We start from the raw sequence: 21,602 nt of genomic DNA, 5'->3' as shown, positions 1-21,602 counted from the left end.
TAAATCGAACGATTAGATATTTATCTTTTTTGAGCTGTTTTAACCATTTTTCATCTTTTATTTGAACTGCCAAGTTTTCATCAAAATCTGGTTTAGAAGCTATTTGATGTGCTAAAAATTGTTCTTTTTCATTGCCAAACAAAATATACATCAGTATATCAGGCTTTCGGGTATTTGTATCAAATTTTTGAAAATAAATCACCTTTGAAATAACTACCTCTACATTTTCTAAAAATTTCACGCCTCCCCTTTCAAAATGTCCTCTGTACAAATTTGCTTTAAATTTCTTGGTTTTGTGTACCATTGTAGGCAACACAAACACTTCAGGTTCTAAGGTATAAAGAACTTCTTGTGGATTATTTTTCTTTTCTGTAAGGTATTTGGCTTGAGTTTCTTTAGAAAATTGTAGTTCTAAAATAATCTGATAGTCATGTGGACTATGAAACATAGGCAAATGAGAAGCATAAATGGTTTCTGTTCCCATAAGTGTCATACCATGTACAGATGGCTTATCTGTTGAGTGATGATTTTGAGCTTTCAAAAACATTCCATAGAATAATATGAACAAACAAGATAATAAAACTTTAAACATAAAAATTTTAAGTTGATTGATTTTGTAATACATTAACTTGCTTTACAACTTCATAAACAGTATTATCCAAATTGTTGGAAGCTTCTTCTAATAATGTAAAAAGTTGTTGTTGATCTTCTGTTAAAGGTATATTTTGTTCTTTAATCAGGCTAACAGCCCCCATAATATTAACCAAATGCCTTCGTACATGATGCGATTGAGTGAAAGCAATATTCCCCAATGTCCTATTTTGTTCTGTAATTGTTTGTATTGCAGGGCGTATAACAAAAAATACCACTGCAAAAATGATTATTAGAGAAATTATAGCCAAAGCTATTTCTAAAAAAATCAATGTTTGTTGTTTTCTTTTGGATTCTTCCTCAAAAGCCCAAATAATTTTATCCATAGAATACATGAAAGCGTTATCCATTTCTCGTAGTACAGCTTTATTTTCAAATGTATCTTTAGGGATAGGTGAACGTTTTACAGCCCAGTAAATTTTGGTTTGAATAGGGTTGAGCTCTTCAAACATATTTTTTATACTCTGATTTTGAAGTTTTGGAACCCCCAATATAGAACATCCTTGTTGCAATCCAATATGAATATTATTCCACTCTTCTAAAAATGGCAATACTTCTTCATAATGCTTCTGCCAAGCTAATTTGACTATTTTCTGACTTAGCATTCGTTGCTTTCCTGCTAAACTGATAATACGTGATTCGTATGTTCGTTGCTGGAGTACATACTGTATAATAAGCTGATTAATAAGTGTAAGAACTACGACTAATGCTATAAATTGTATGTAAAGCCGTGTACCTACTTTTTTGAAAGTATTGAATGTCATAGTTTGATATGGGTATCATGTTCTTTTAAGTTTTTATAGTAATCAATATGAATAAAGTTTAAGCAATAAGCATTAAAATGTAGAAATTTTCTCATGAATATACTCTAATATTTCTGAATATTCTGAAGGGTGAAACCACTTTATTTCTGTATCTTTTTTGAACCATGTCATTTGGCGTTTGGCATAATGTCTAGAGTTTTGTTTTAGTAAACGGAGAGTTTCATTCCAATCTTGTTTATTTTCCATAAAATCAAAAATTTCTCGATATCCTACAGTTTGTAACGCATTATGATGTTTAAAATTATATACTGCCTTTGCTTCTTCCAAAAGTCCTGCCTCCAACATCAAATCCATTCTTTGATTGATTCTTTCATACAATTCTTCTCTGGGTCTTTCCAAACCTATCTTGATATTATGAAAATTTCTTTTTCCTTTTTTTCCTTTTCTAAAATTAGAAAAAGGTTGTCCTGTTGTGATACACATTTCCAAAGCTCGCATCAACCTTTGAGGGTTTTTGATATCTACCTCTAAAAAATATACTGGATCTAAACGTTTCACTTCTTCTTGAAGAAAATTCAAACCTTTTTCTTGATACTCTTCTTGAATTTGTTTTCTAAGCTCTAAGTCAATATCTGGCATATCATCTATTCCTTCCCAAAGAGCTTTACAGTATAACCCTGACCCACCTACCAAAATAGCTTTGTTATTTTTTCTGTAAATATTTTTGAGAGCATGTAGAGCATCTTTTTCAAAATCACCAATATTATAATTTTCTTTAATAGATAAATTATTGATTAAATAGTGTTTCACACCTTTCATCTCAAGTTTAGAAGGCTTTGCTGTTCCAATGCTCAACTCTTTAAAAAACTGTCGAGAATCAGCAGATATAATTTTCGTATCAAGTTCTTTAGCTAGGGTAATGGTAAGGTCTGTTTTGCCTACAGCTGTTGCTCCAACCACAGAAATTAAATATTTTTTTTTAGCTTTCATGTCGTTCTATTTCTTATTCATAAAGGTGTAAAATTACTCTAATTTTTTTTTGGTATCAAAGTAAGAAGTTTGTATTTTTGATTCAAACGCAATCGAGAAATGGTTACCCAAATTACTGACGGTGTAAAGGTAAGTGTTCAAACAGAATACCACCCCGACTACTCTAGCCCAAAGCAGTCGCACTATGCTTTTACTTATAAAGTTCGTATCGAAAATGGTAGTACTTACACTGTACAACTACTTTCGAGGCATTGGTTTATTTATGACTCATGTGGTATCATTACTGAAGTAAAAGGAGATGGTGTAATAGGAAAACAGCCTATTCTTGAACCTGGTGATATACATGAATATGTTTCAGGCTGTAATATTAAATCGGATATTGGAAAAATGAAAGGCACTTATACGATGGAGCGTGTGATGGATGGGAAAAAGTTTAGTGTAATTATTCCTGAATTCAAATTGATTGTTCCATATCGTTTAAATTAACTATTTTTCAATATTTTATATTTTCTTTTTTCTTCTCCTAAAATTTCTATTTCAATACATACACTTTCAGGTGGTAATAAATTACTGACTTTAGAAGCCCATTCTAAAAAACAATACGCTTTTTCATCATAAAAATATTCTTCATAACCTATATCGTAGGCTTCTTGCTCTGAACGCAATCTGTAGAAATCGAAATGATAGATACGTTGATGAGCATTGGTATGATATTCGTTGACAATGGAAAACGTAGGGCTTTGTACTTCATCTATCACTCCTAAAACTTTGCAAATCTGTTTGATAAGTGTTGTTTTACCTGCTCCCATCTGTCCTTCAAAAATCCAAACATTATAGCTTTTGCAAATTTCTACAATTTGAGAAGCCATTTGTGGTAATTCTTGAAGAGATTGGCAATATAATTCTTTCAATAACAGCATATTATAAAAAAACTTGTCTATATGGGCTAAAATTACTATTTTTGCATTTTCAAACAATAAAATAAGTATGAGAATTTTATTGATTCTGCTTTTTTGCTCTTGGGGATTTGCTTATGGACAAGCTAAATTTACCCAAAAAGGCATGGCTTCTTATTATGGTGGCAAATTTCATGGTAGAAAAACTGCCAGTGGCGAAACGTTTGATACTTATAAACTTACAGCAGCCCACAGAACTCTCAAATTTGGTACAAAAGTAAAGGTTACTAACCTGAAAAACAATAAATCTGTCATTGTTCGTATCAATGATAGAGGTCCTTTTGCCCATGCCCGCATCATAGATGTTTCACAAGCAGCAGCTCAAGAGCTTGGTATGATGCTCTCAGGAACAGCCAAAGTACAGATAGAAGTTGTTACAGATGAGGAAATTATAAAGCCTAATAACAATGAGCCTAAAAAGGATTCTGTTACTACTCAGAATAATACCAATACAAATGTTACTATCAAACCTGATGAACCAAAGAAAAATTCTACAGATACGTCCTTTGTAACAGGCAATACATATAGCATGTGGGGAACGAAAAGAACCCCTAAAGGCTATGGAATACAAGTAGGCTCTTATGGAGATATAGACAATGCAAAAGAATTATGCAAAACATTACAACAAGCTGGTATTCAAGAGTCTTATATACAAGTAGGTTGGAGCGAAAAACGTATTTATAGGGTGCTTGTGGGTTCTTATGAAGATGAACAAGCTGCTGAAAAACAACTACCAACTGTTAAAAAAGCTGGCTTTGATGGCTACATCAAAAAGCATTTTGATTGATTGAAATAATTTATTTTTGATGGAGAAGGGAAATAGAATATAAAAATTCATAGACTTTCTTTTTTGCCAAATTCTTAAAATTGTACAATTAAACTTATCATTTATTTTCTTAAGATTATGGATTTTCTACAATTCCCACACATTGTAAAACTATTTTTAGCAACTTTTTTGGCAATTTTATTCTTGCAGTCTGGCTTAGATAAAATTTTTGATTGGAAAGGCAATCTTTCATGGCTTGTAGGACATTTTTCTAAGACATTTTTAAACAAACAAGTGCCTTTGCTACTAGCTACCATCACACTTGTCGAGCTTTCGGCTGGAGCTTTATCAATAGCAGGTGTTTTTCAAATTATTTTTACTCTAAAAAGTTCATTGGCTTATTATGGGGCATTGGCTTCAGCATTAAGTTTGGTGATGTTATTTTTTGGACAACGTATTGCCAAAGACTATGCAGGGGCAGCCACATTAGTTCCTTACTTTATATTGTCCATTGTGGCAATGGTGATGTTGAAATAATTCTAAAGTACCATTACCTTGAAAACACCTTATCCAAGCGTTGCAGTTGTTATTTTAAATTATAATGGAAAGCATTGGTTAGAAAATTTTCTACCCTCAGTAGTAGCTCATAGCCCCAATGCTCAAATTGTAGTGGCTGATAATGCCTCTACAGATGATTCTATTATCTTTTTAGAAAGTAATTTTCCACAGGTACATCTTATTAATTTAGATAAAAATTATGGTTTTTGTTTGGGCTATAACAAAGCATTGGCTCAAATAGAGGCTAAATATTATATTTTACTCAATTCGGATGTAGAAGTAACACCCAATTGGGCAGATTCGTTGGTCTTGTTGATGGAAACAGATAGTAATCTTGTAATCTGCCAGCCAAAAATAAAGGCTTTTCATCAGAAAACACATTTTGAATATGCAGGAGCGGCAGGTGGCTTCATGGATAAATGGGGTTATGCTTTTTGTAGAGGTAGAATTTTTGATACTTTGGAAGAAGACAAAGGACAATACAACCAAAATATGCCTATCCATTGGGCAACGGGAGCTTGTATGTGTGTAAGAGCTGACTGGTGGCATAAATTGGTTGGTTTTGATGAAAACTTCTTTGCTCATTTTGAAGAAATTGATTTTGGATGGCGAGTTTTGAATGAAGGTGGTAAAATCATGTATTGTTCATCATCAGAAGTGTTTCATGTAGGTGGTGGTACACTTCATAAATCAAACCCTAGAAAGACTTTTTTGAATTACCGAAATAACTTGGCTACCCTTTATAAAAATGCTCCTCTCTTTACACTCATTTGGCTTATTCCTTTAAGACTTATTTTAGATGGGGCTTCGGGAGTATTATTCCTAAAAAAAGGAGAATTGAGTAATATTTGGGCAATAATTAAGGCTCATTTCAATTTTTATGGATGGGTTTTGAGTGGAAAACTCAAAAGAAGTAAAAAACCAAAAACACATTTTTTCAAAAAATCGGTAGTATGGCAATATTATGCCAAAGGGAAAAAGATTTTTAGTGAACTCGAAAAATAAAGATGATTTTTTGTTTTCAAGATGAATACATCTTACATTTGTCTATCCCTATTCTTACTCTATTATATGCATAAACAAGGAAAATTGCTTATCTTTTCTGCTCCTTCTGGCTCAGGAAAGACTACTATCGTAAAACACTTGGCTAGTACAATCCCTTCTTTAGGATACTCTATTTCTGCTTGTACACGCCCTCGTAGAGGAAGAACTGAAGAACATGGAAAGGATTATTATTTCATGGATAAGGAAGAGTTTGAACAAAAAATTAGAAATGAGGAATTTGTAGAATGGGAACAGGTCTATTCAGGGGCTTATTATGGAACACTCAAATCGGAAATACAACGCATTTGGGATTCAGGCAAGCATGTGATTTTTGATGTAGATGTAGTGGGTGGCTTGAGAATCAAAGAGTTTTATGGAGACAATGCTCTGGCTATTTTTGTAAAAGTAAGCTCAGTGGACGAATTGCGTAAAAGATTGCTCAAACGCCAGACAGAAACAGATGCAAGCATAGAAACAAGAATTGCCAAAGCTGAATATGAAATGTCTTTTGAAAACCGTTTTGATATTGTGCTATTAAACGAAGATTTAGAGGCTACTCTTGAGAAAGCAACCCAAATTGTCAAAGATTTTATTAACAAATAATGTTTTCTATACCATCATTAGAAACACTCATTGAAAAACTCGAAAACCCTCTTTTTGTAGAAAAGGGGGTTTCTTTGTATGTATTGCGTTTAGATAGAATAGATACACATATTTCTGGTAATAAATGGTTTAAACTCAAATACAATCTTTTAGATGCCAAAGAAAAAGGCTTTCAGAAAATTTTAACTTTTGGAGGAGCATTTTCAAATCATATAGTAGCTACTGCAAGTGCAGGAAAATTATTTGGTTTTGAAACAATTGGAATCATCAGAGGAGAAGAAATTCTGCCTTTAAATCCTCGATTACAATTTGCTCAAGATTCAGGCATGGCTTTGCATTATATTGATAGAGAGCAATATCGGGATAAAGAAAATCCTTTATTTATTGAAAGTCTTAAAGAAAAATTTGGTGATTTTTATCTAATTCCTGAAGGTGGTAGCAATGCCTTATCCATTCGTGGAACAGCAGAAATTTTGTCTTTTTTGCCTCAATATCCTATTCATTTTGATGCTGTTTGTACTTGTGTTGGAACAGCAGGAACACTTTCAGGTTTGGCTGTAAGCTTGTTTAATACTCAAACACAATTAGTGGGTATTGCAACCCTCAAAAATGCTTCTTTTTTATATGATGATGCTTATAAACTTTTAGAATCAGGACAATATATTCAATATCAAAATTTTGAAGTTTTATTGGATTATCATTTTGGAGGGTATGCCAAATCAAAGCCTGAATTGCTTCAATTTATAGAGAAATTTCAAGAGCAACACAACATACCCATTGAGCCTGTTTATACAGGAAAATTATTCTATGGAGTTTTTGATTCCATAAAAAAAGGCTTTTTCAAGCCTTCAAGTAATATTTTAGTTATTCATTGTGGAGGAATATTCTAAGGCATTAGCTCTTTTAGCTTGTCTTCTAAAGCCTTGCCTCTCAAGTTTTTAGCAATAATTTTACCTTGTTTGTCAAGCAAAAAGCTCATTGGAATAGCTGATACAGAATAGGTTTTAGCTGCAATACTCTGCCAGCCCTTCAAATCTGAAACATTAATCCATGTGAGTTTATCTTTTTCAATAGCTTTTAACCATGCTTGTTTGCTATCATCCAACGATACTCCATAAATTTCCAAACCCTTACTTTTATATTCGCCATACATGCGAACTACATTGGGGTTTTCGGCTCTACAAGGTCCACACCATGCAGCCCAAAAGTCAATAAGTACATATTTTCCTTTGAAAGAAGACAATTTAATATTTTTACCATCCACATCTGCCAAATCTATTTCTGGAGCTATTGCCCCCATAACTATTTGACTAAGAGATTTATATCTTTGATTTACAAACTCTGCAAAGGTTGTTTTAGGATGTTTTTTTTGCACTCTTTTATTGATTTCCTCCATCAAAGCCAAATCAGTGTTACCATCCCACTTTAAAGCTACATAATGCAAAGCAATGGAGCTTTCAAACTTGTCCAAAACCATCTGATTCAATTCTTTGTCTTTATCTTTCAAGGCTTTTTCATAGGTTTTTATCAACTCTGCTTCTTTAACTTCATCACCTTGTATTTTTATATAAGCCTCATTAATAGGATTTAAATATTTTTGTGTAAGGCTTACTTCAAAATCTGCATATTCTTTGATAAGCAGTGAGCCTTTGGATGTTCCTCCAATTTTTGTATTCTCTTCAGTTACCTCAATTTCCACACTTTCTTTATTTTCAAGAGCCATCACAATGCCTGCTCGTTTTATTCTAAACACATACAAACCGTGTTCAGGGAGTTTACAAAGTTTTTCAAATTGCCCATTGACTACAGCAAGTGTATCAACAGCAATCGAACTTCTACCATTAATGGAAGCTTTTTGCAATACCAACGACTTTTCATCAAAATCTTGTATTTTACCACTAATTTTGACCTGAATAGACTGAGCTGACAATTCTTGTGAAAAAAGTACACCAAGAATAAGTAATAATTTTCGCATATTTGCAGAGTTTTCTGAAATGACTCCAAAAGTTAAGCCAATTTTGGATATTAGAGAAACAATATTCTATTAAAAAATGTTCTGCTACTAAAAAACAGGTTTATGACAATTCAAGAAATACAAGATGAGATTATCAGCAACTTTGAATTATTTGATGACTGGGATGATAAATATGGGTATATCATAGAATTGGGTAAAAAACTCCCTATTTTAGCACCTGAATACAAAACAGAAGATAATTTGGTAAGGGGTTGCCAGTCGCAAGTTTGGTTACATGCTTACACTAAAGATGGTAAAATTTTTTTTGAGGGAGATAGTGATGCCATTATTGTAAAAGGACTTGTAAGTCTTCTCATTAAAGTGCTTTCTGAACATACTCCAGAAGAAATTTCTCAAGCAGATTTACATTTTCTTTCAAAAGTAGGTTTGCAACAACATTTATCTATGACAAGAGCCAATGGGCTTGCTTCTATGATTAAACAGATGAAAGCATATAGTTTAGCTTTCCAAAATGTTTAAAAGAAAAAGAGCTTGAAGTGATTTTTTCAAGCTCTTTTTTTGTGTTATCTTTCTTGTACTCGCCCTCCTATTTCAGTATTTATTTTTTTTCCGTTTTTGTGAGTTTCTTCAATAGATTCGATAATTAAATCTCTAAATTTTGCATTCAAAAAAGTCATGCTTTTTCTTTCTTTCAAGAAATTCAAATTATCACCTCCATTTGCCAAATAATCGGAAGTAGCTATATAATAAGTTTTTGTATCTTCAATGGGTTCATCATCTATCAAAACCTCTTTAATTTTTCCACCTTCAATAAATATTCTAGAATTAGAAATAGCCATATTTTTCACATTTGCCATGTGTTCAAACAATTTTCTAATCACTTTTCCATCTACCTCTAAAATAACCAGTTCATTTTCAAAAGGCATTAGTTCAAATATATCTCCTCTTTTGATAGCTCCAGCAGGAATACTTGAACGCAAACCACCAAAAGTAACAAAAGCAAAATCTACTTTTTTAGTAGCATTTTTACGAGCTTTTGCTATAATCATATCTACGACTAAATTTCCTAACAAAGTTTCATTGGCTCTTCTGTTAGTCGAAATTTCTTTTTCAGCATACCCAATTACTTGATTCATTTGGGCATCTAACTGCTTTTTATAAGGTTCTATGATTTGTGTTACTTCTTTGTCATCTGTCAGGTTTTCTTTCGTTTCAACAAAAGATACTTTTGAAGATTGTAATTGATATACAGAAGGTGTACATGCTACAACAAAAATAAGTAGTAAGCTAAAAAGGCTAATGAAATATTTCATGAATAGTAGTGTATTTGAATGAACAAGAAACAAGAAGGTTTAAAGTACTAATACTCTAAACCTTATAATATTATGGAAGACTATTTTTAAATTTCTGATATTCTGTTTTGCTATCAGGCTTATCTGTAGGGCAATTGATTGTTTTTGCTTTTGTGTTAATGGCTTCTACTCTGTTGCCAGGGTTGGGGTGTGTACTCATAAACTCTGGGGGTTGCTGTCCGCCAGATTGCCCAATTTTCACAAAGAAATCAGCAGCACCATTACAACGATATTGTGTACCAGCAAGATAATTTACTGAATAAGCATCCGCTTCATATTCATGATCTCTACTAAATTTCAAACCTATTAATCCATTAGCTACTTGTTTGAGTTGTTCACTTTTTGCTTTTCCCAAAGCAATTTCCACCATCAAAGCCACACCATATTGTTTTTCCATGGCTCTGGCAGAGTGTTGTCTGTCTGCATGAGCTATTTCATGCCCCATCACGCCTGCCAATTGGTCTTCGGTATCCAAGTATTTAATCAAACCTGTATAGACAAAAATATAGCCCCCAGGAGTACAAAATGCATTCAATGTTTTATCATCTTTGATGATGCGTACTTCCCAAGTAAACTGACTTTTCATCTCAACTTTTCCAGAATTCAAAATATTATTTGTAATTCTACGGATATGTTGATAGGCTTGGGGATATTGTTTTTCATCTAAAATTGGATATGTTTGGGGGTCAGCGAGGATTTGGTCTCGTACCTGTAAGCCTAAAGCTTTTTGTTGTTCAAGTCCAAATAATAAAGGTTTTTGGCAAGCATGCAAGCCTATGATAGATAATAACACGCCTGCAAAAAATAAATTTTTGATTTTCATAATAAAGGTTTAGGATAAAATAAAAGTTTCTAACAAAGCTAAGCATTTTGCCAGCAAAGTTAGAAACTTTTGATAAAAAAACTATTTTTCAGATTATAGTTTGGCTTTTGCCGCTTCAATCAGTTTAGGCAATATTTGGAAAGCATCTCCAACAATACCATAGTCAGCAGCTTGGAAGAAAGGAGCCTCAGGGTCAGAGTTGATTACTACAATACATTTAGAAGAGTTTACACCCGCCAAATGTTGAATAGCACCCGAAATACCAACAGCTATGTACAAATTAGGGCTTACTTTTACCCCTGTTTGTCCTACGTGCTCATGGTGAGGTCTCCAATGTAAGTCAGAGACAGGTTTAGAGCAACCTGTTGCTGCTCCAAGAGCTTTCGCTAAGTCTTCAATTACTCCCCAATTTTCAGGACCTTTCAAACCTCTACCACCAGAAACGACTAAGTTTGCTTCGGGTAATGATACTGTTCCTGTTGCTTTTTCAGTGCTTGTAATACTTACACCAAAATCTGCATCATTTAAACTTGCACTAAAGCTCTCTACTGAAGCTTTTGCATCTGAAGCTGTTGCAGTATAAATATTTTTCTTGATAGCCAAGATTTTCTTATCAGAAGTAATAACTGTATTAGCAAATGCTTTACCTGTATAAATGCTTCTTCTTACAACAAATCCATTGCTCAAATCGGGTAATGCAACCACATTAGAAGCTAAACCAGCTTTAAGTTTACCAGCAACACGAGCAGCTACTGTATCAGCTAAAGCAGATTTTGCAACAACTAAAACTTGTGCATTTTCTTTTTCAACAGCCTGAGCAATTACATTACCATAAGCCTGAATGACTCCTACATTTAAACGAGAGTCCGCTACATGAAGCACTTTAGTTGCTCCATATCCACCCAAGCTTTCCAAATCTTGAGCATCTCCAAGTACCAAAGCTGTTGCACTTGTGCCTAACATTTCGGCAACTTTTGCACCATAAGCTACTGCTTCAAGAGATGAAGATTTTGCTTTACCTTCTGCTGTTTCTACAAATATAAGTACTGACATAATGAGTTGAGTTATAAATAATAAATACAAGAATGATTGAATGTGTGAATAAGGAAATCAAATGGTAAATATTTTTTTCTCCTTTCTCTTTTTCTATTCTCTTGTCTAATGTATAAATAAATTAAAGAACTTTTGCCTCGTTTTTAAGCAAGTCAATAAGAGTTTCTGCTTGGTCAGCAGGAATCATTTTACAAGCACCTTTTGCTGGAGGAAGTTCAAACTTTACACTTTTGGTAAGTTCCTGAGGGTTTGCAGGTGTAATTACTTGCAAAGGCTTTGTACGAGCTGACATGATACCACGCATATTAGGGATTTTCCACTCTGCAATAGGCTCTTGGCAACCCAATACTAGTGGTAATTGAGCTTCTAAATATTCCTTTCCACCTTCTATTTCACGGGCCATTTTTGCTAAACTACCCTCTAAATCTAATTTCATAATAGGAGAAAGTGAAGGCATACCCAACATTTCACCTACAATACCATGAACTTGTCCACCATTGAAATCGATAGACTCTCTACCCATCAAAATCAGATCATAGTTGTTTTGCTTACAGATATGTGCAATTTGTTCTGCTACAAAATATGCATCTGTAGGTTCGGCATCTATACGAATAGCATCATCTGCTCCAAGTGCCAAAGCTTTACGAATAGTTGGCTCTGTTTCGGCTGTACCTACATTAAGTACAGTAAGTGTTGCTCCAAATTGTTCTTTAAGTTCTACGGCACGAGAGAGAGCGTAATCGTCATAAGGGCCAGCTATAAATTGAACTCCATTGGCATCCAATTGAGTATCACCATTAGTGAATTTGATTTTAGTTGTGGTGTCAGGGACGTGGGTAATACAAACTAAAATTTTCATTGTGTTTGAATTTATGTGAACGAAATTAATAAGTCGCAATTTAAGTATTTTGTTTTGGAATTTTAAAATTTTTCCAAAAAAAGTTATGCAAGCATACTATTTTTAAATTTTTTACATCCCAATTTTACAGAATTGATTTTGGTTTTATCTAATTTTTTCGATTTTTAATTTCTCATTTCATTTGTTTGCTTATATTTGCGGGTATTTTTGGAAACAAGGTTACTGGTAGCCTTGTTTTTGTATGTTATTCAATTCTTAAACCATTTAAACAAAATACAAAGCTTATGAATTTTCTACTCTATCTAGTCCCCATTTTGGGAGTTGTAGGACTACTTTTTACCTATATAAAGTCGGCTTGGGTAACCAAGCAAGACGCAGGTGATGAAAAAATGCGAGAAATCTCTGATAACATTGCCAATGGAGCGATGGCTTTTTTAAGGGCAGAATATAAAGTTCTCGGATATTTTGTAGTACTTACAAGTATCTTATTATTTTTATTGTCTCAGACCAATCATAAATCGCATTTCTTGATAGCTGTAGCATTTATTATTGGTGCAGTTTTCTCTGCTTTGGCTGGTTATATCGGAATGAAAATCGCAACCAAAGCAAACGTTCGTACTACACAAGCTGCTCGTACAAGTTTGGCTCAAGCTCTAAAAGTTTCTTTTACAGGTGGTTCTGTAATGGGTACTGGTGTGGCTGGTTTGGCTGTATTGGGTTTAGGTTCTTTGTTTATCATTTTCATGGCATTTTTTGTAAAAGATGGTAATGTAAATGGTGAGTCTATGGAATTAGCTTTAGAGGTACTGACTGGTTTCTCTTTGGGTGCTGAATCTATCGCATTGTTTGCTCGTGTAGGTGGTGGTATCTATACAAAAGCTGCTGACGTAGGTGCTGACTTAGTAGGTAAAGTTGAAGCTGGTATCCCCGAGGATGATCCTCGTAACCCTGCTACTATTGCTGATAACGTAGGTGATAACGTAGGTGATGTAGCTGGTATGGGTGCTGACTTGTTTGGTTCTTATGTGGCTACTATTTTAGCAACTATGGTCTTGGGTAGAGAAATTAAATCTGCTGACCAAGTTGGTGGTATTGCTCCTATTTTGCTTCCAATGCTCATTGCTGGTTTAGGAATTATTTTCTCAATTATTGGGATGTTGTTTGTACGTATCAGCAAAGAAGATGGAAATGTACAAGGTGCATTGAACTTAGGAAATTGGGTTTCTATTATCTTAACAGCTATTGCTTCTTATTTTATCATAACTTTCTTGATGCCTGATATGCTAACACTTCGTGGCGAGACATTTACAAAAATGGGAATTTTTTGGGCTGTGGTGATAGGTTTGTTAGTAGGAGCTTTAATGAGCTGGATTACAGAATATTATACTGCAATGGGTAAAAGACCTGTACTTTCTATCATCAAGAAATCGGGAACAGGACACGCAACCAACGTAATTGGTGGTTTGGCTATTGGTATGGAATCAACGATGCTTCCTATCCTCATTTTGGCTGCTGGTATTGTAGGTTCTTATCATTTTGCAGGTTTGTATGGTGTAGCGATTGCTGCTGCTGGTATGATGGCAACAACTGCTATGCAATTGGCTGTGGATGCTTTTGGTCCTATTGCTGATAACGCTGGTGGTATTGCTGAAATGGCTGGATTGGATGAGTCTGTTCGTAAGAAAACTGACGTTTTGGATGCTGTAGGTAATACAACTGCTGCTATTGGTAAAGGTTTTGCGATTGCTTCAGCTGCTCTTACTTCATTGGCTTTATTTGCTGCCTTCATGGGTACAGCAGGTATTGATGTTATTGATATTTCTAACTCCAAAGTGCTTGCAGGTTTATTTGTAGGTGGTATGATTCCTTTCATTTTCTCTTCATTAGCAATTAGTGCTGTAGGTAAAGCTGCTATGGATATGGTAAATGAAGTAAGAAGACAATTCAGAGAGATTAAAGGTATTATGGAAGGAACAGCAAGACCTGAATACGAAAAATGTGTGGCTATTTCTACAAAAGCTGCTATTCGTGAAATGGTATTGCCTGGTGCTATTGCCTTGATTGTTCCTGTGGTAGTTGGTTTTGCTGCTGGTCCTGAAGTATTGGGTGGTTTACTTGCAGGTGTAACTGTATCTGGTGTATTGATGGCTATGTTCCAGTCTAATGCTGGTGGTGCTTGGGATAATGCTAAGAAATCGTTTGAGAAAGGTGTGGTAATTGATGGACAAACTTATTACAAAAAATCTGAGCCTCATAAAGCATCAGTAACTGGTGATACAGTTGGTGACCCTTTCAAAGATACGTCTGGACCTTCTATGAATATCTTGATTAAATTGATGTCAATTGTGGCTCTTGTGATTGCTCCTTATATTTCAAAGCCTAAAACATTCATCAAAACTTCTCAAAATATCGAAACGAAAGAAATCAAAATGAATAACGCTACAAACCAAGTAGCTCAGAAATAAAAAAAAGGCTTCCAGATTTTGGAAGCCTTTTTTATTTAGTCTTTTTTTCTATCAAACACAAATAATAATACCAACCCAATAAAAGCTAAAAAAGCAGCAAGCCAATAGCTTAGATGTATTCTCTCTTTAACTCCTTGATAGATTTCACCAGCACAATAAGCTCCTAAACCAATTCCAACTTCGAGTGCTATATACATGGTTGCAATGGCTCGTCCTCTATAGTTTGGGTCTGATAAGTCCACTGTCCAAGCTGTCAGTGTAGGCGTATTGAATCCCCACGAAAAACCAAATAAAATAGCTGCAATGGTAAAACCCCAAATATCATTGGAAACAGCTATGGTTAACATAGAAAGTACAAGCATAATTACAGATACTTTCATCACGGGCATTCTACCTTTTTTATCTGAAACTTTTGAGAAAAATAGCCTTACTAACACAGATGCAATGGTATAAATTGTAAAAAACAGGCCTTTATTCTTGATACCCATCATTTTAGTTTGATCTGGTACTAGCGTCAATAATACCCCAGATGAAAAAGAAACGAGTAACATCATCCAAAATACTTTCATTACTCGTGGCTCAAATACATCTACCCACTTAATTTTAAATAGTTTGAAACTAAAAGGCTTCCTCTGTTCTTTGGGAAGTGTTTCTTTCATATTCAGAAGTATCAGAATAGAAAGCAAAGCCACTATGGAAGAAGAGTAAAATAGTACATAAATATCAAACCAGTCTGTAATTAAACTTCCAATACTTGGACCAATAGACATTCCTGTAGCTGTGAAAATCCCTAAAACGCCTTGAGCTTCTCCTCTCCTATTTTCGGGGATAATATCAGCCACATAAGCTGCTGTGGCTGTGGGTTTTGTACCTGTTGAAAATCCATGTAAAAATCGTAAAAACAAGAAAAAACCAATAGACCCCAAAAAAGGATATAGTCCACCACATATAAAGCATACCAGCGAACCAAAAATCATCACAGGCATTCTGCCAATTGTATCAGAGAGCTTACCAGAAAATGGACGTGAAGCCCCTGCTGCCAGTGTAAAAAGGAAAATAATATATCCAATATATTCTTTTCCACCCATCCCAGCCAGATAATCTGGTAATTCAGGGATAATCATTTGAAAGCTTGCTGAAAAAAGAAAGTTACTTAAACAAAGAAGCCAAAATTGGGTGGTATAGATAGAGTTAGATTTTTTTATTAGAAAAGGCATGAATAGTTATTATAAAATATTTGCAAAAGTAAGGGATTGTATACAAATAACAAGTATGTAACTAAAAACACATTTTTATCAAGATTATTTTGCAAATCAGAATACAGTTTTTACCTTTGCATATCCATGTATCATTTACTTGCCTGTACATAGTACATTCTTGTAATTGATTTATAGAGAAAGGGGGAGAGAAAAGGCTCTAAGAACCCTTAGCAACCTGCCAAGCAAGGTGCTAATTCCTTACCTAAATAGAGTTTTAGGAGATATAAATTATTTACGAACATGAATCTTTATTCTACCATTTTTTCTTTTCTACCATTTTTTTCTTTCAATTCAAAAGTTTCTACTTTTGAATCGTGTTGCTGTTGTTAATACAACGTAACATCCTCATATCGAATTATTTCTTTATTTTATCAACAGCTATATTCCTGAGGATTTCATAATTCATTCAGGCATAACAATTTACTAATTTCTATGGATCAAGATTTTCTAAATAATCTCATTGCCCAAAAAGGCTTAGAAGAAAGTTTACTATCCCTTTCTAAAAATATTTCAGAAAGAATAGTTTTTTCTACCAGTTTTAGTGTTGAAGACCAAATCATTACACATGCTATTCTCAGTCAGAATATCAAAAACATTGATATTTTCACTTTGGATACAGGACGTTTTTTTGCAGAAACGTATCAAGTTTGGGATAGAACTGTCAAAAAGTACAATTATAACATAAAGCCCTATTATCCAAATAATCAAAGTATTGAGCAATATGTTCAAACCAAAGGCATCAATGCATTTTATGAATCAGTAGATTTGCGTAAAGAATGTTGTTTTATCCGAAAAGTAGAACCTCTGAAAAGAGCATTACAGGGGGCAAAACTCTGGATTACAGGTATTAGGGCAGAGCATTCTACCAATAGAAGCCAAACTGATTTTATTGAATGGGATGAAGCAAATCAATTGCATAAATACAACCCTTTGTTGCATTGGAGTACACAAGAAGTAGAATCTTATGTTAAAAAGTACAATATTCCATACAATGTATTGCAAGACAAAGGCTTTGTAAGCATTGGTTGTCAGCCGTGTACAAGGGCTATTCAAGAGGGCGAAGATTTACGAGCTGGTCGTTGGTGGTGGGAAGATAACTCTAAAAAAGAATGTGGATTACATAGATAGATTAAAGATTTTAGACATCAGATATTAGCAAACATTTAGAATTTTACCATTATATGAATAATTATTTAGAACAATTAGAAGACGAAGCTATTTATATTTTGAGGGAAACTGCTGCTCAATTTGAACGCCCAGCTTTGCTTTTTTCAGGAGGAAAAGACTCTATTGTACTCATTCATTTGGCACTCAAGGCTTTTCGCCCTGCTAAATTCCCTTTTCCATTGGTTCATATTGATACTGGTCATAATTTCCCTGAAGCCCTTGCATTCAGAGATAAATTAGTTTCAGAAATTGATGAAAAACTCATAGTGGGTTATGTAGAGGACAGTATGAAAAAATACAGCTTAAAAGAAACTCAAGGTAGATTTCCTTCAAGAAATGCTTTACAAACCTATACTCTTTTAGACGTGATACAAGCCAACGAATTTGATGCTTGTATTGCTGGAGCAAGACGTGACGAGGAAAAAGCAAGAGCCAAAGAACGTATTTTTTCTGTTCGTGATGATTTTGGACAGTGGGAGCCTAAACTTCAACGCCCTGAACTCTGGAATATTTTGAATGGTAAAATTCATAAAGGACATAATGTGAGAGTTTTTCCTATCAGTAACTGGACAGAACTTGATGTTTGGAATTATATTAAAAAGCATAAAATAGAACTTCCCAACCTTTATTTCTCTCATGAAAGAGATTGTATTGTTCACCAAGATAAATTAGTTGCCATTTCAGATTTCATTCAACCTCTTCCTACTGATATAGTAGTGAAAGAAAAAGTTCGTTATAGAACTGTAGGTGACATGACTTGTACGGCTGCCGTACCCTCTACGGCTTTGACAATAGACGAAATTATAGCAGAAATTATAGAAACCAGCATCAGCGAAAGAGGTCAAACACGTCTTGATGATCAACTTTCTGAAGCTGCTATGGAAGACCGTAAAAAACAAGGATATTTCTAAGAGATTTTAGAAATAAGAAAAAACAAAACTTATCATTTACCATTAAAAATTTAGCATTAACCCATGAATACACTCAAATTTATAACAGCAGGGAATGTAGATGATGGAAAAAGCACACTCATTGGGCGTTTACTTTACGATTCAAATAGCATTCATACAGATCAACTAGGTATTTTACAAAAACAAACCAAGGCTTCTCAAAGTGGCGAAATAGATTTATCTTTAATTACAGATGGATTGAGAGCTGAAAGAGAACAAGGCATCACGATTGATGTAGCTTATAAATATTTTTCTACGGATAAACGTAAATTTATTATTGCTGATGCTCCAGGACATGAGCAGTACACTCGCAACATGATTACTGGTGCTTCCAATGCCGATTTAATTATTTTGCTTGTAGATGCTCGTAAAGGCATTACAGAACAAACCAAACGCCATGCAAGCATTGGCTCACTTATGGGTATCAGAAAAGCTGTAGTAGCCATCAATAAAATGGATTTGGTGAATTTTTCTGAAAATGTGTTTGAGGATATCAAGCAGGATTTTGAAGAAAAAAGAACAGAACTCAATTATGATGAAATCATTTACATTCCTGTAAGTGCTTTACAGGGTGATAATATCGTTGAAAAATCAGAAAATACACCTTGGTACACAGGAGAAGCAATATTACCTTATCTAGAAAAAGTAGAAATTTCAGCGAACACACAATCTTTAGCCAGATTTCAGGTACAATGGGTAATACGTCCCAAAGATGATGCCTACCATGACTACAGAGGCTATGCAGGATTGGTATTGAGTGGCTCTTATCAAGTAGGTGACAAAGTAAAAATACTACCCGCAGGCATTGAAAGTGAAATCATAAAAATAGAACGTCATCAAAAAGAAGTAGAAAAAGCTCAGGCAGGCGAGAATATTGTATTACATCTTAAAGATAATATTGATATCAGCAGAGGTGATAGTATTGTGAAAGTCTCTGAAGCTCCACAAGAAGCCAACCAGCTCAAAACATGGCTTTGCTGGTTTGATAACACACCTCTCAATCTGGCTAAAACCTATCTCTTACAACATCGTTTCAAAACTGTACGGGTAAAAATACAATCCATTGAGCAAAAATGGAATATCAATGAATGGCAATTTAGTTCTACTGACGAAGTACGCCTCAATGATATTACTCAGGTGAATATTAAAACTAATCAGAATTTATTTTTTGATGCATTCAAAGAAATTCCCCAAAACGGTAGTGCTATTTTAATTGATGAAACCACATTCAATACTGTAGGGGCTTGTATGTTTTTATGAGATACTGGTTATCCATATTGCTTTTAGGGTTGATAAATATTGCTGTTTTTAGTCAGAATACGAAACAAGTGACTCGCCAACAACTAATTTGGTATGGCTATTATAATACTCTTCAGTTTAATCAGAAGTATTTTTTAACTACCGAAATTCAGGAAAGGCATTTTATCAACCCTTTTGCTCAACATCAACTTGTTCTCAGAAATCATATTCATAGAAATGTGGGTTCTGGTTGGGATGTAGCTCTTGGGATGTGTTTATTTCTCCAAAGTCCACAAGACCCAACAGATGAAAGCAATTTGGTTGTTCCAGAGTTACGCCCACACATAGCCCTTGCAAATCAAACTAAGTTTAATCATTTTTCCATCAATCAAAGATATAGAGCAGAAGCACGTTTTTTTCATGAAGTAGAAAATAATGAATTAGTGAATGGTTATCAGTTTGGGAATTTTCGTTTTCGTTATCAGATAGGAGTAGAAATCCCCGTTTATAAAAAGTGGTTATCTATCAAATTAAGTGATGAAATCATGCTTAATGCAGGTCGAAACATCACATACAATATTTTTGACCAAAATAGAATTTATATAGCTTTCAATTACAATATTACCTCAAATCTACGATTAGAAACAGGCTATTTGAACTGGTATCAGCAAAGAGCCTCTGGCAATAGCTTTTATAATCGAGATATTTTAAGATTTACAATCTTTCATAAAATTAATCTTCAAAAATAATTTCTTATGAATACTTCACTATTACCCATTTACATACAGAATCAGAACTATCCAATTCTTATTGTTGGGGGTGGGAATAGTGCCTGTCAGAAAGTGATGAATCTCCTTGAATACAATGAATATACCAATATTCATATTGTTTCACCTACTCTATCTGATGAGTTGTTTGATTTAGTTGAAAAACATCCACATCTCACATGGGAAGAAAAACTTTTTGAGCCTCAGGATTTAGAAGAAGTATCTTTAGTTGTCATCGCCGTTAAAAATCTAGACCTCAATGAAAGTATCAAAGCTATAGCTAAAGAAAAAAGAATTTTGGTACATTCTATTCATTTTCAAGAGTTCTCAGATTTCTTTTTTGATGTAAGCATCAAAGAGAAAACTATTAATCATTCTTTTTCTGCAGTTCAAAATTCAAAAGTATGGGAAACAGAATTAGAAAAAGAAGATATTCAAACTCATCTATTAAAGGAAAAAATTACTCATCACAAACTCAAAATAAAAAATGATGGTGGAGCTAAATACAGAAAATTAGCATTCCAGCTTTCTTTGTTATTTTTAGCAACATTTTTGGGTTATGGATTTTCCACGATTATCTCTTTCGAGGAATTTAAAGGAATGCTTACACAAATGCCAAAAGAATTTTATGGAATGCTTTTGGTTGGTTTTTTGGCTCAATTGGTAGATGGAGCAGTTGGACTTGGTTATGGTGTTACTTGTGCAACCAGCATGATGCTTTTGGGTATTAAATCTACTGCTATTAGTGGTAGTATCCATACTGCCGAAATGTTCTCCAGTGGCATTACAGGCTACTCTCATTATAAATTTGGCAATGTAAACAAGCGATTACTTATTTGGCTTGCAGGTTTTGGAGTGATAGGAGCAGTTTGTGGAGCTTTGTTCCTAAGTTATTTAGGCAATCAGTTTGAAAATATAACGTATAGTATTTTAGCTGTGTATAGCATGATTTTAGGGGCAAGACTCATCATCATTGCCTTTCAGAAAAAAATTATCAAAAGGCGAGTTAAAAATATTGGTCTTTTAGGCTTTTTAGGTGGATTTTTAGATGCCTTCAGTGGTGGTGGCTGGGGACCCATTGTTACCTCTACCCTGCTTTCAAGAGGTAGAAAATCGAAATTTGTAGTAGGAACTGTAAGTTTATCAGAGTTTTTTGTAACCCTTTCTGCTTCTATTGTATTCTTTTCTGTTTTAGGGGTAAGCCATTGGTATATTGTCTTGGGGCTGATTGTAGGTGGAGCTATTGCAGCACCTTTGGCAGCAAGACTTGCAGGCAAATTACCTCAGAAAATAGCGTTATTGCTTGTAGCTACACTTGTAATTGTGTTCAGTGTCAGAATGCTTATGAAAGTTTTGTAAGA

At 34.2% G+C, this 21,602-nt stretch carries 20 protein-coding genes, 3 pseudogenes and 1 other annotated feature; of the genes and pseudogenes, 13 read left to right on the top strand and 10 right to left on the bottom strand.

Going from position 1 to position 21,602, the window contains the following annotated elements:
- Nucleotides 1-61 precede the first annotated feature (61 nt).
- The 3 genes and pseudogenes from AD998_06250 to AD998_06240 all read right to left on the bottom strand — a co-directional run bounded on the left by AD998_06250 (nucleotide 62) and on the right by AD998_06240 (nucleotide 2,405).
- Nucleotides 62-592 (bottom strand): annotated as a pseudogene (locus tag AD998_06250) (hypothetical protein).
- A gap of 7 nt (nucleotides 593-599) precedes the next feature.
- Nucleotides 600-1,415: a hypothetical protein gene (locus AD998_06245; GenBank protein ID KOY85806.1), complete on the bottom strand. Its 816-nt coding sequence runs from the start codon at nucleotides 1,413-1,415 to the stop codon at nucleotides 600-602.
- 72 nt (nucleotides 1,416-1,487) lie between these two features.
- Nucleotides 1,488-2,405 carry a tRNA dimethylallyltransferase gene (locus AD998_06240; protein ID KOY85805.1) on the bottom strand — a complete coding sequence of 306 codons (918 nt, stop codon included), beginning with the start codon at nucleotides 2,403-2,405 and terminating at the stop codon, nucleotides 1,488-1,490.
- 99 nt (nucleotides 2,406-2,504) lie between these two features.
- Here AD998_06240 and AD998_06235 point away from each other — a divergent pair, with 99 nt between their 5' ends.
- Nucleotides 2,505-2,891: a cobalt transporter gene (locus tag AD998_06235; GenBank protein KOY85804.1), complete on the top strand. Its 387-nt coding sequence runs from the start codon at nucleotides 2,505-2,507 to the stop codon at nucleotides 2,889-2,891.
- Here AD998_06235 and AD998_06230 read toward each other — a convergent pair.
- Nucleotides 2,888-3,325, bottom strand: coding sequence for a tRNA threonylcarbamoyladenosine biosynthesis protein TsaE (locus tag AD998_06230; protein ID KOY88081.1), 438 nt, complete (start codon nucleotides 3,323-3,325; stop codon nucleotides 2,888-2,890). The genes AD998_06235 and AD998_06230 overlap by 4 nt on opposite strands.
- Before the next feature lie 67 nt (nucleotides 3,326-3,392).
- Here AD998_06230 and AD998_06225 point away from each other — a divergent pair, with 67 nt between their 5' ends.
- From AD998_06225 to AD998_06205, 5 genes are all read left to right on the top strand, one after another.
- Complete coding sequence (locus tag AD998_06225; GenBank protein ID KOY88080.1) at nucleotides 3,393-4,148, top strand: hypothetical protein; 756 nt, start codon at nucleotides 3,393-3,395, stop codon at nucleotides 4,146-4,148.
- A 117-nt stretch (nucleotides 4,149-4,265) separates the two neighbouring features.
- A complete protein-coding gene (locus tag AD998_06220; protein KOY85803.1) occupies nucleotides 4,266-4,664 on the top strand; it encodes a DoxX family protein in 399 nt (132 codons plus the stop codon).
- An 18-nt stretch (nucleotides 4,665-4,682) separates the two neighbouring features.
- The gene (locus AD998_06215) at nucleotides 4,683-5,690 is read left to right on the top strand and encodes a glycosyl transferase family 2 (GenBank protein KOY85802.1); all 1,008 of its coding nucleotides are present in this window, start codon (nucleotides 4,683-4,685) and stop codon (nucleotides 5,688-5,690) included.
- 66 nt (nucleotides 5,691-5,756) lie between these two features.
- Nucleotides 5,757-6,332, top strand: a complete 576-nt coding sequence (locus AD998_06210; protein ID KOY85801.1) for a guanylate kinase — start codon at nucleotides 5,757-5,759, stop codon at nucleotides 6,330-6,332.
- The gene (locus tag AD998_06205) at nucleotides 6,332-7,222 is read left to right on the top strand and encodes a hypothetical protein (protein ID KOY85800.1); all 891 of its coding nucleotides are present in this window, start codon (nucleotides 6,332-6,334) and stop codon (nucleotides 7,220-7,222) included. The genes AD998_06210 and AD998_06205 overlap by 1 nt, the downstream gene beginning before the upstream one ends.
- On the opposite strand, the pseudogene AD998_06200 reads toward AD998_06205, so the two are convergent.
- Nucleotides 7,219-7,875, bottom strand: a pseudogene (locus AD998_06200) (hypothetical protein). The gene AD998_06205 and the pseudogene AD998_06200 sit on opposite strands and share 4 nt — an antisense overlap.
- 534 nt (nucleotides 7,876-8,409) lie before the next feature.
- Between AD998_06200 and AD998_06195 the strand changes: the two are divergent.
- Nucleotides 8,410-8,826, top strand: coding sequence for a Fe-S metabolism protein SufE (locus AD998_06195; GenBank protein ID KOY85799.1), 417 nt, complete (start codon nucleotides 8,410-8,412; stop codon nucleotides 8,824-8,826).
- A gap of 44 nt (nucleotides 8,827-8,870) precedes the next feature.
- Here the strand turns inward: AD998_06195 and AD998_06190 are convergent, their stop codons facing one another.
- The 4 genes from AD998_06190 to AD998_06175 all read right to left on the bottom strand — a co-directional run bounded on the left by AD998_06190 (nucleotide 8,871) and on the right by AD998_06175 (nucleotide 12,394).
- Nucleotides 8,871-9,608: a hypothetical protein gene (locus AD998_06190; protein ID KOY88079.1), complete on the bottom strand. Its 738-nt coding sequence runs from the start codon at nucleotides 9,606-9,608 to the stop codon at nucleotides 8,871-8,873.
- 82 nt (nucleotides 9,609-9,690) lie between these two features.
- Nucleotides 9,691-10,482 (bottom strand): hypothetical protein, encoded by a 792-nt coding sequence (locus tag AD998_06185; GenBank protein KOY85798.1) that lies wholly within the window; start codon nucleotides 10,480-10,482, stop codon nucleotides 9,691-9,693.
- A gap of 93 nt (nucleotides 10,483-10,575) precedes the next feature.
- Nucleotides 10,576-11,535, bottom strand: coding sequence for an electron transfer flavoprotein subunit alpha (locus AD998_06180; GenBank protein ID KOY85797.1), 960 nt, complete (start codon nucleotides 11,533-11,535; stop codon nucleotides 10,576-10,578).
- A gap of 121 nt (nucleotides 11,536-11,656) precedes the next feature.
- The gene (locus AD998_06175; GenBank protein ID KOY85796.1) at nucleotides 11,657-12,394 is read right to left on the bottom strand and encodes an electron transfer flavoprotein subunit alpha; all 738 of its coding nucleotides are present in this window, start codon (nucleotides 12,392-12,394) and stop codon (nucleotides 11,657-11,659) included.
- A gap of 284 nt (nucleotides 12,395-12,678) precedes the next feature.
- On the opposite strand from AD998_06175, the gene AD998_06170 reads away from it, so the two are divergent.
- Nucleotides 12,679-14,859, top strand: a complete 2,181-nt coding sequence (locus AD998_06170; GenBank protein KOY85795.1) for an inorganic pyrophosphatase — start codon at nucleotides 12,679-12,681, stop codon at nucleotides 14,857-14,859.
- 35 nt (nucleotides 14,860-14,894) lie between these two features.
- Here AD998_06170 and AD998_06165 read toward each other — a convergent pair whose 3' ends face one another.
- Nucleotides 14,895-16,076: an MFS transporter gene (locus AD998_06165; protein ID KOY85794.1), complete on the bottom strand. Its 1,182-nt coding sequence runs from the start codon at nucleotides 16,074-16,076 to the stop codon at nucleotides 14,895-14,897.
- Nucleotides 16,077-16,244: 168 nt separating this feature from the next.
- Nucleotides 16,245-16,348: a binding site (SAM riboswitch), on the top strand.
- Nucleotides 16,349-16,550: 202 nt separating this feature from the next.
- Here AD998_06165 and AD998_06160 point away from each other — a divergent pair.
- The 5 genes and pseudogenes from AD998_06160 (at nucleotide 16,551) to AD998_06140 (ending at nucleotide 21,600) form a co-directional block, all read left to right on the top strand.
- Complete coding sequence (locus AD998_06160) at nucleotides 16,551-17,246, top strand: phosphoadenosine phosphosulfate reductase (GenBank protein ID KOY85793.1); 696 nt, start codon at nucleotides 16,551-16,553, stop codon at nucleotides 17,244-17,246.
- 53 nt (nucleotides 17,247-17,299) lie between these two features.
- On the top strand, nucleotides 17,300-18,196 hold the full coding sequence (locus AD998_06155) for a sulfate adenylyltransferase (protein KOY85792.1): 897 nt from the start codon (nucleotides 17,300-17,302) through the stop codon (nucleotides 18,194-18,196).
- A gap of 63 nt (nucleotides 18,197-18,259) precedes the next feature.
- Nucleotides 18,260-19,495: a sulfate adenylyltransferase gene (locus AD998_06150; protein ID KOY85791.1), complete on the top strand. Its 1,236-nt coding sequence runs from the start codon at nucleotides 18,260-18,262 to the stop codon at nucleotides 19,493-19,495.
- A gap of 449 nt (nucleotides 19,496-19,944) precedes the next feature.
- Nucleotides 19,945-20,223, top strand: a pseudogene (locus AD998_06145) (hypothetical protein).
- Nucleotides 20,224-20,229: 6 nt separating this feature from the next.
- Nucleotides 20,230-21,600 (top strand): hypothetical protein, encoded by a 1,371-nt coding sequence (locus tag AD998_06140; protein ID KOY85790.1) that lies wholly within the window; start codon nucleotides 20,230-20,232, stop codon nucleotides 21,598-21,600.
- The last annotated feature ends 2 nt before the right edge of the window (nucleotides 21,601-21,602 follow it).

It is taken from the genome of bacterium 336/3 (assembly GCA_001281695.1).
Taxonomy (GTDB): Bacteria; Bacteroidota; Bacteroidia; order Cytophagales; family Thermonemataceae; genus Raineya.
Note: the sequence above shows the minus strand (reverse complement) of the source record. Positions and strands in the feature narration are given on the sequence as shown.

Coding starts and splice junctions, on each gene's coding strand:
- AD998_06230 (KOY88081.1), bottom strand. CDS start 3,325: ATGCTGTTATTGAAAGAATTATATTGCCAATCTCTTCAAGAATTACCA.
- AD998_06220 (KOY85803.1), top strand. CDS start 4,266: ATGGATTTTCTACAATTCCCACACATTGTAAAACTATTTTTAGCAACT.
- AD998_06235 (KOY85804.1), top strand. CDS start 2,505: ATGGTTACCCAAATTACTGACGGTGTAAAGGTAAGTGTTCAAACAGAA.
- AD998_06150 (KOY85791.1), top strand. CDS start 18,260: ATGAATACACTCAAATTTATAACAGCAGGGAATGTAGATGATGGAAAA.
- AD998_06240 (KOY85805.1), bottom strand. CDS start 2,405: ATGAAAGCTAAAAAAAAATATTTAATTTCTGTGGTTGGAGCAACAGCT.
- AD998_06245 (KOY85806.1), bottom strand. CDS start 1,415: ATGACATTCAATACTTTCAAAAAAGTAGGTACACGGCTTTACATACAA.
- AD998_06140 (KOY85790.1), top strand. CDS start 20,230: ATGAATACTTCACTATTACCCATTTACATACAGAATCAGAACTATCCA.
- AD998_06165 (KOY85794.1), bottom strand. CDS start 16,076: ATGCCTTTTCTAATAAAAAAATCTAACTCTATCTATACCACCCAATTT.
- AD998_06160 (KOY85793.1), top strand. CDS start 16,551: ATGGATCAAGATTTTCTAAATAATCTCATTGCCCAAAAAGGCTTAGAA.
- AD998_06170 (KOY85795.1), top strand. CDS start 12,679: ATGAATTTTCTACTCTATCTAGTCCCCATTTTGGGAGTTGTAGGACTA.
- AD998_06155 (KOY85792.1), top strand. CDS start 17,300: ATGAATAATTATTTAGAACAATTAGAAGACGAAGCTATTTATATTTTG.
- AD998_06180 (KOY85797.1), bottom strand. CDS start 11,535: ATGTCAGTACTTATATTTGTAGAAACAGCAGAAGGTAAAGCAAAATCT.
- AD998_06195 (KOY85799.1), top strand. CDS start 8,410: ATGACAATTCAAGAAATACAAGATGAGATTATCAGCAACTTTGAATTA.
- AD998_06185 (KOY85798.1), bottom strand. CDS start 10,482: ATGAAAATCAAAAATTTATTTTTTGCAGGCGTGTTATTATCTATCATA.
- AD998_06205 (KOY85800.1), top strand. CDS start 6,332: ATGTTTTCTATACCATCATTAGAAACACTCATTGAAAAACTCGAAAAC.
- AD998_06225 (KOY88080.1), top strand. CDS start 3,393: ATGAGAATTTTATTGATTCTGCTTTTTTGCTCTTGGGGATTTGCTTAT.
- AD998_06175 (KOY85796.1), bottom strand. CDS start 12,394: ATGAAAATTTTAGTTTGTATTACCCACGTCCCTGACACCACAACTAAA.
- AD998_06210 (KOY85801.1), top strand. CDS start 5,757: ATGCATAAACAAGGAAAATTGCTTATCTTTTCTGCTCCTTCTGGCTCA.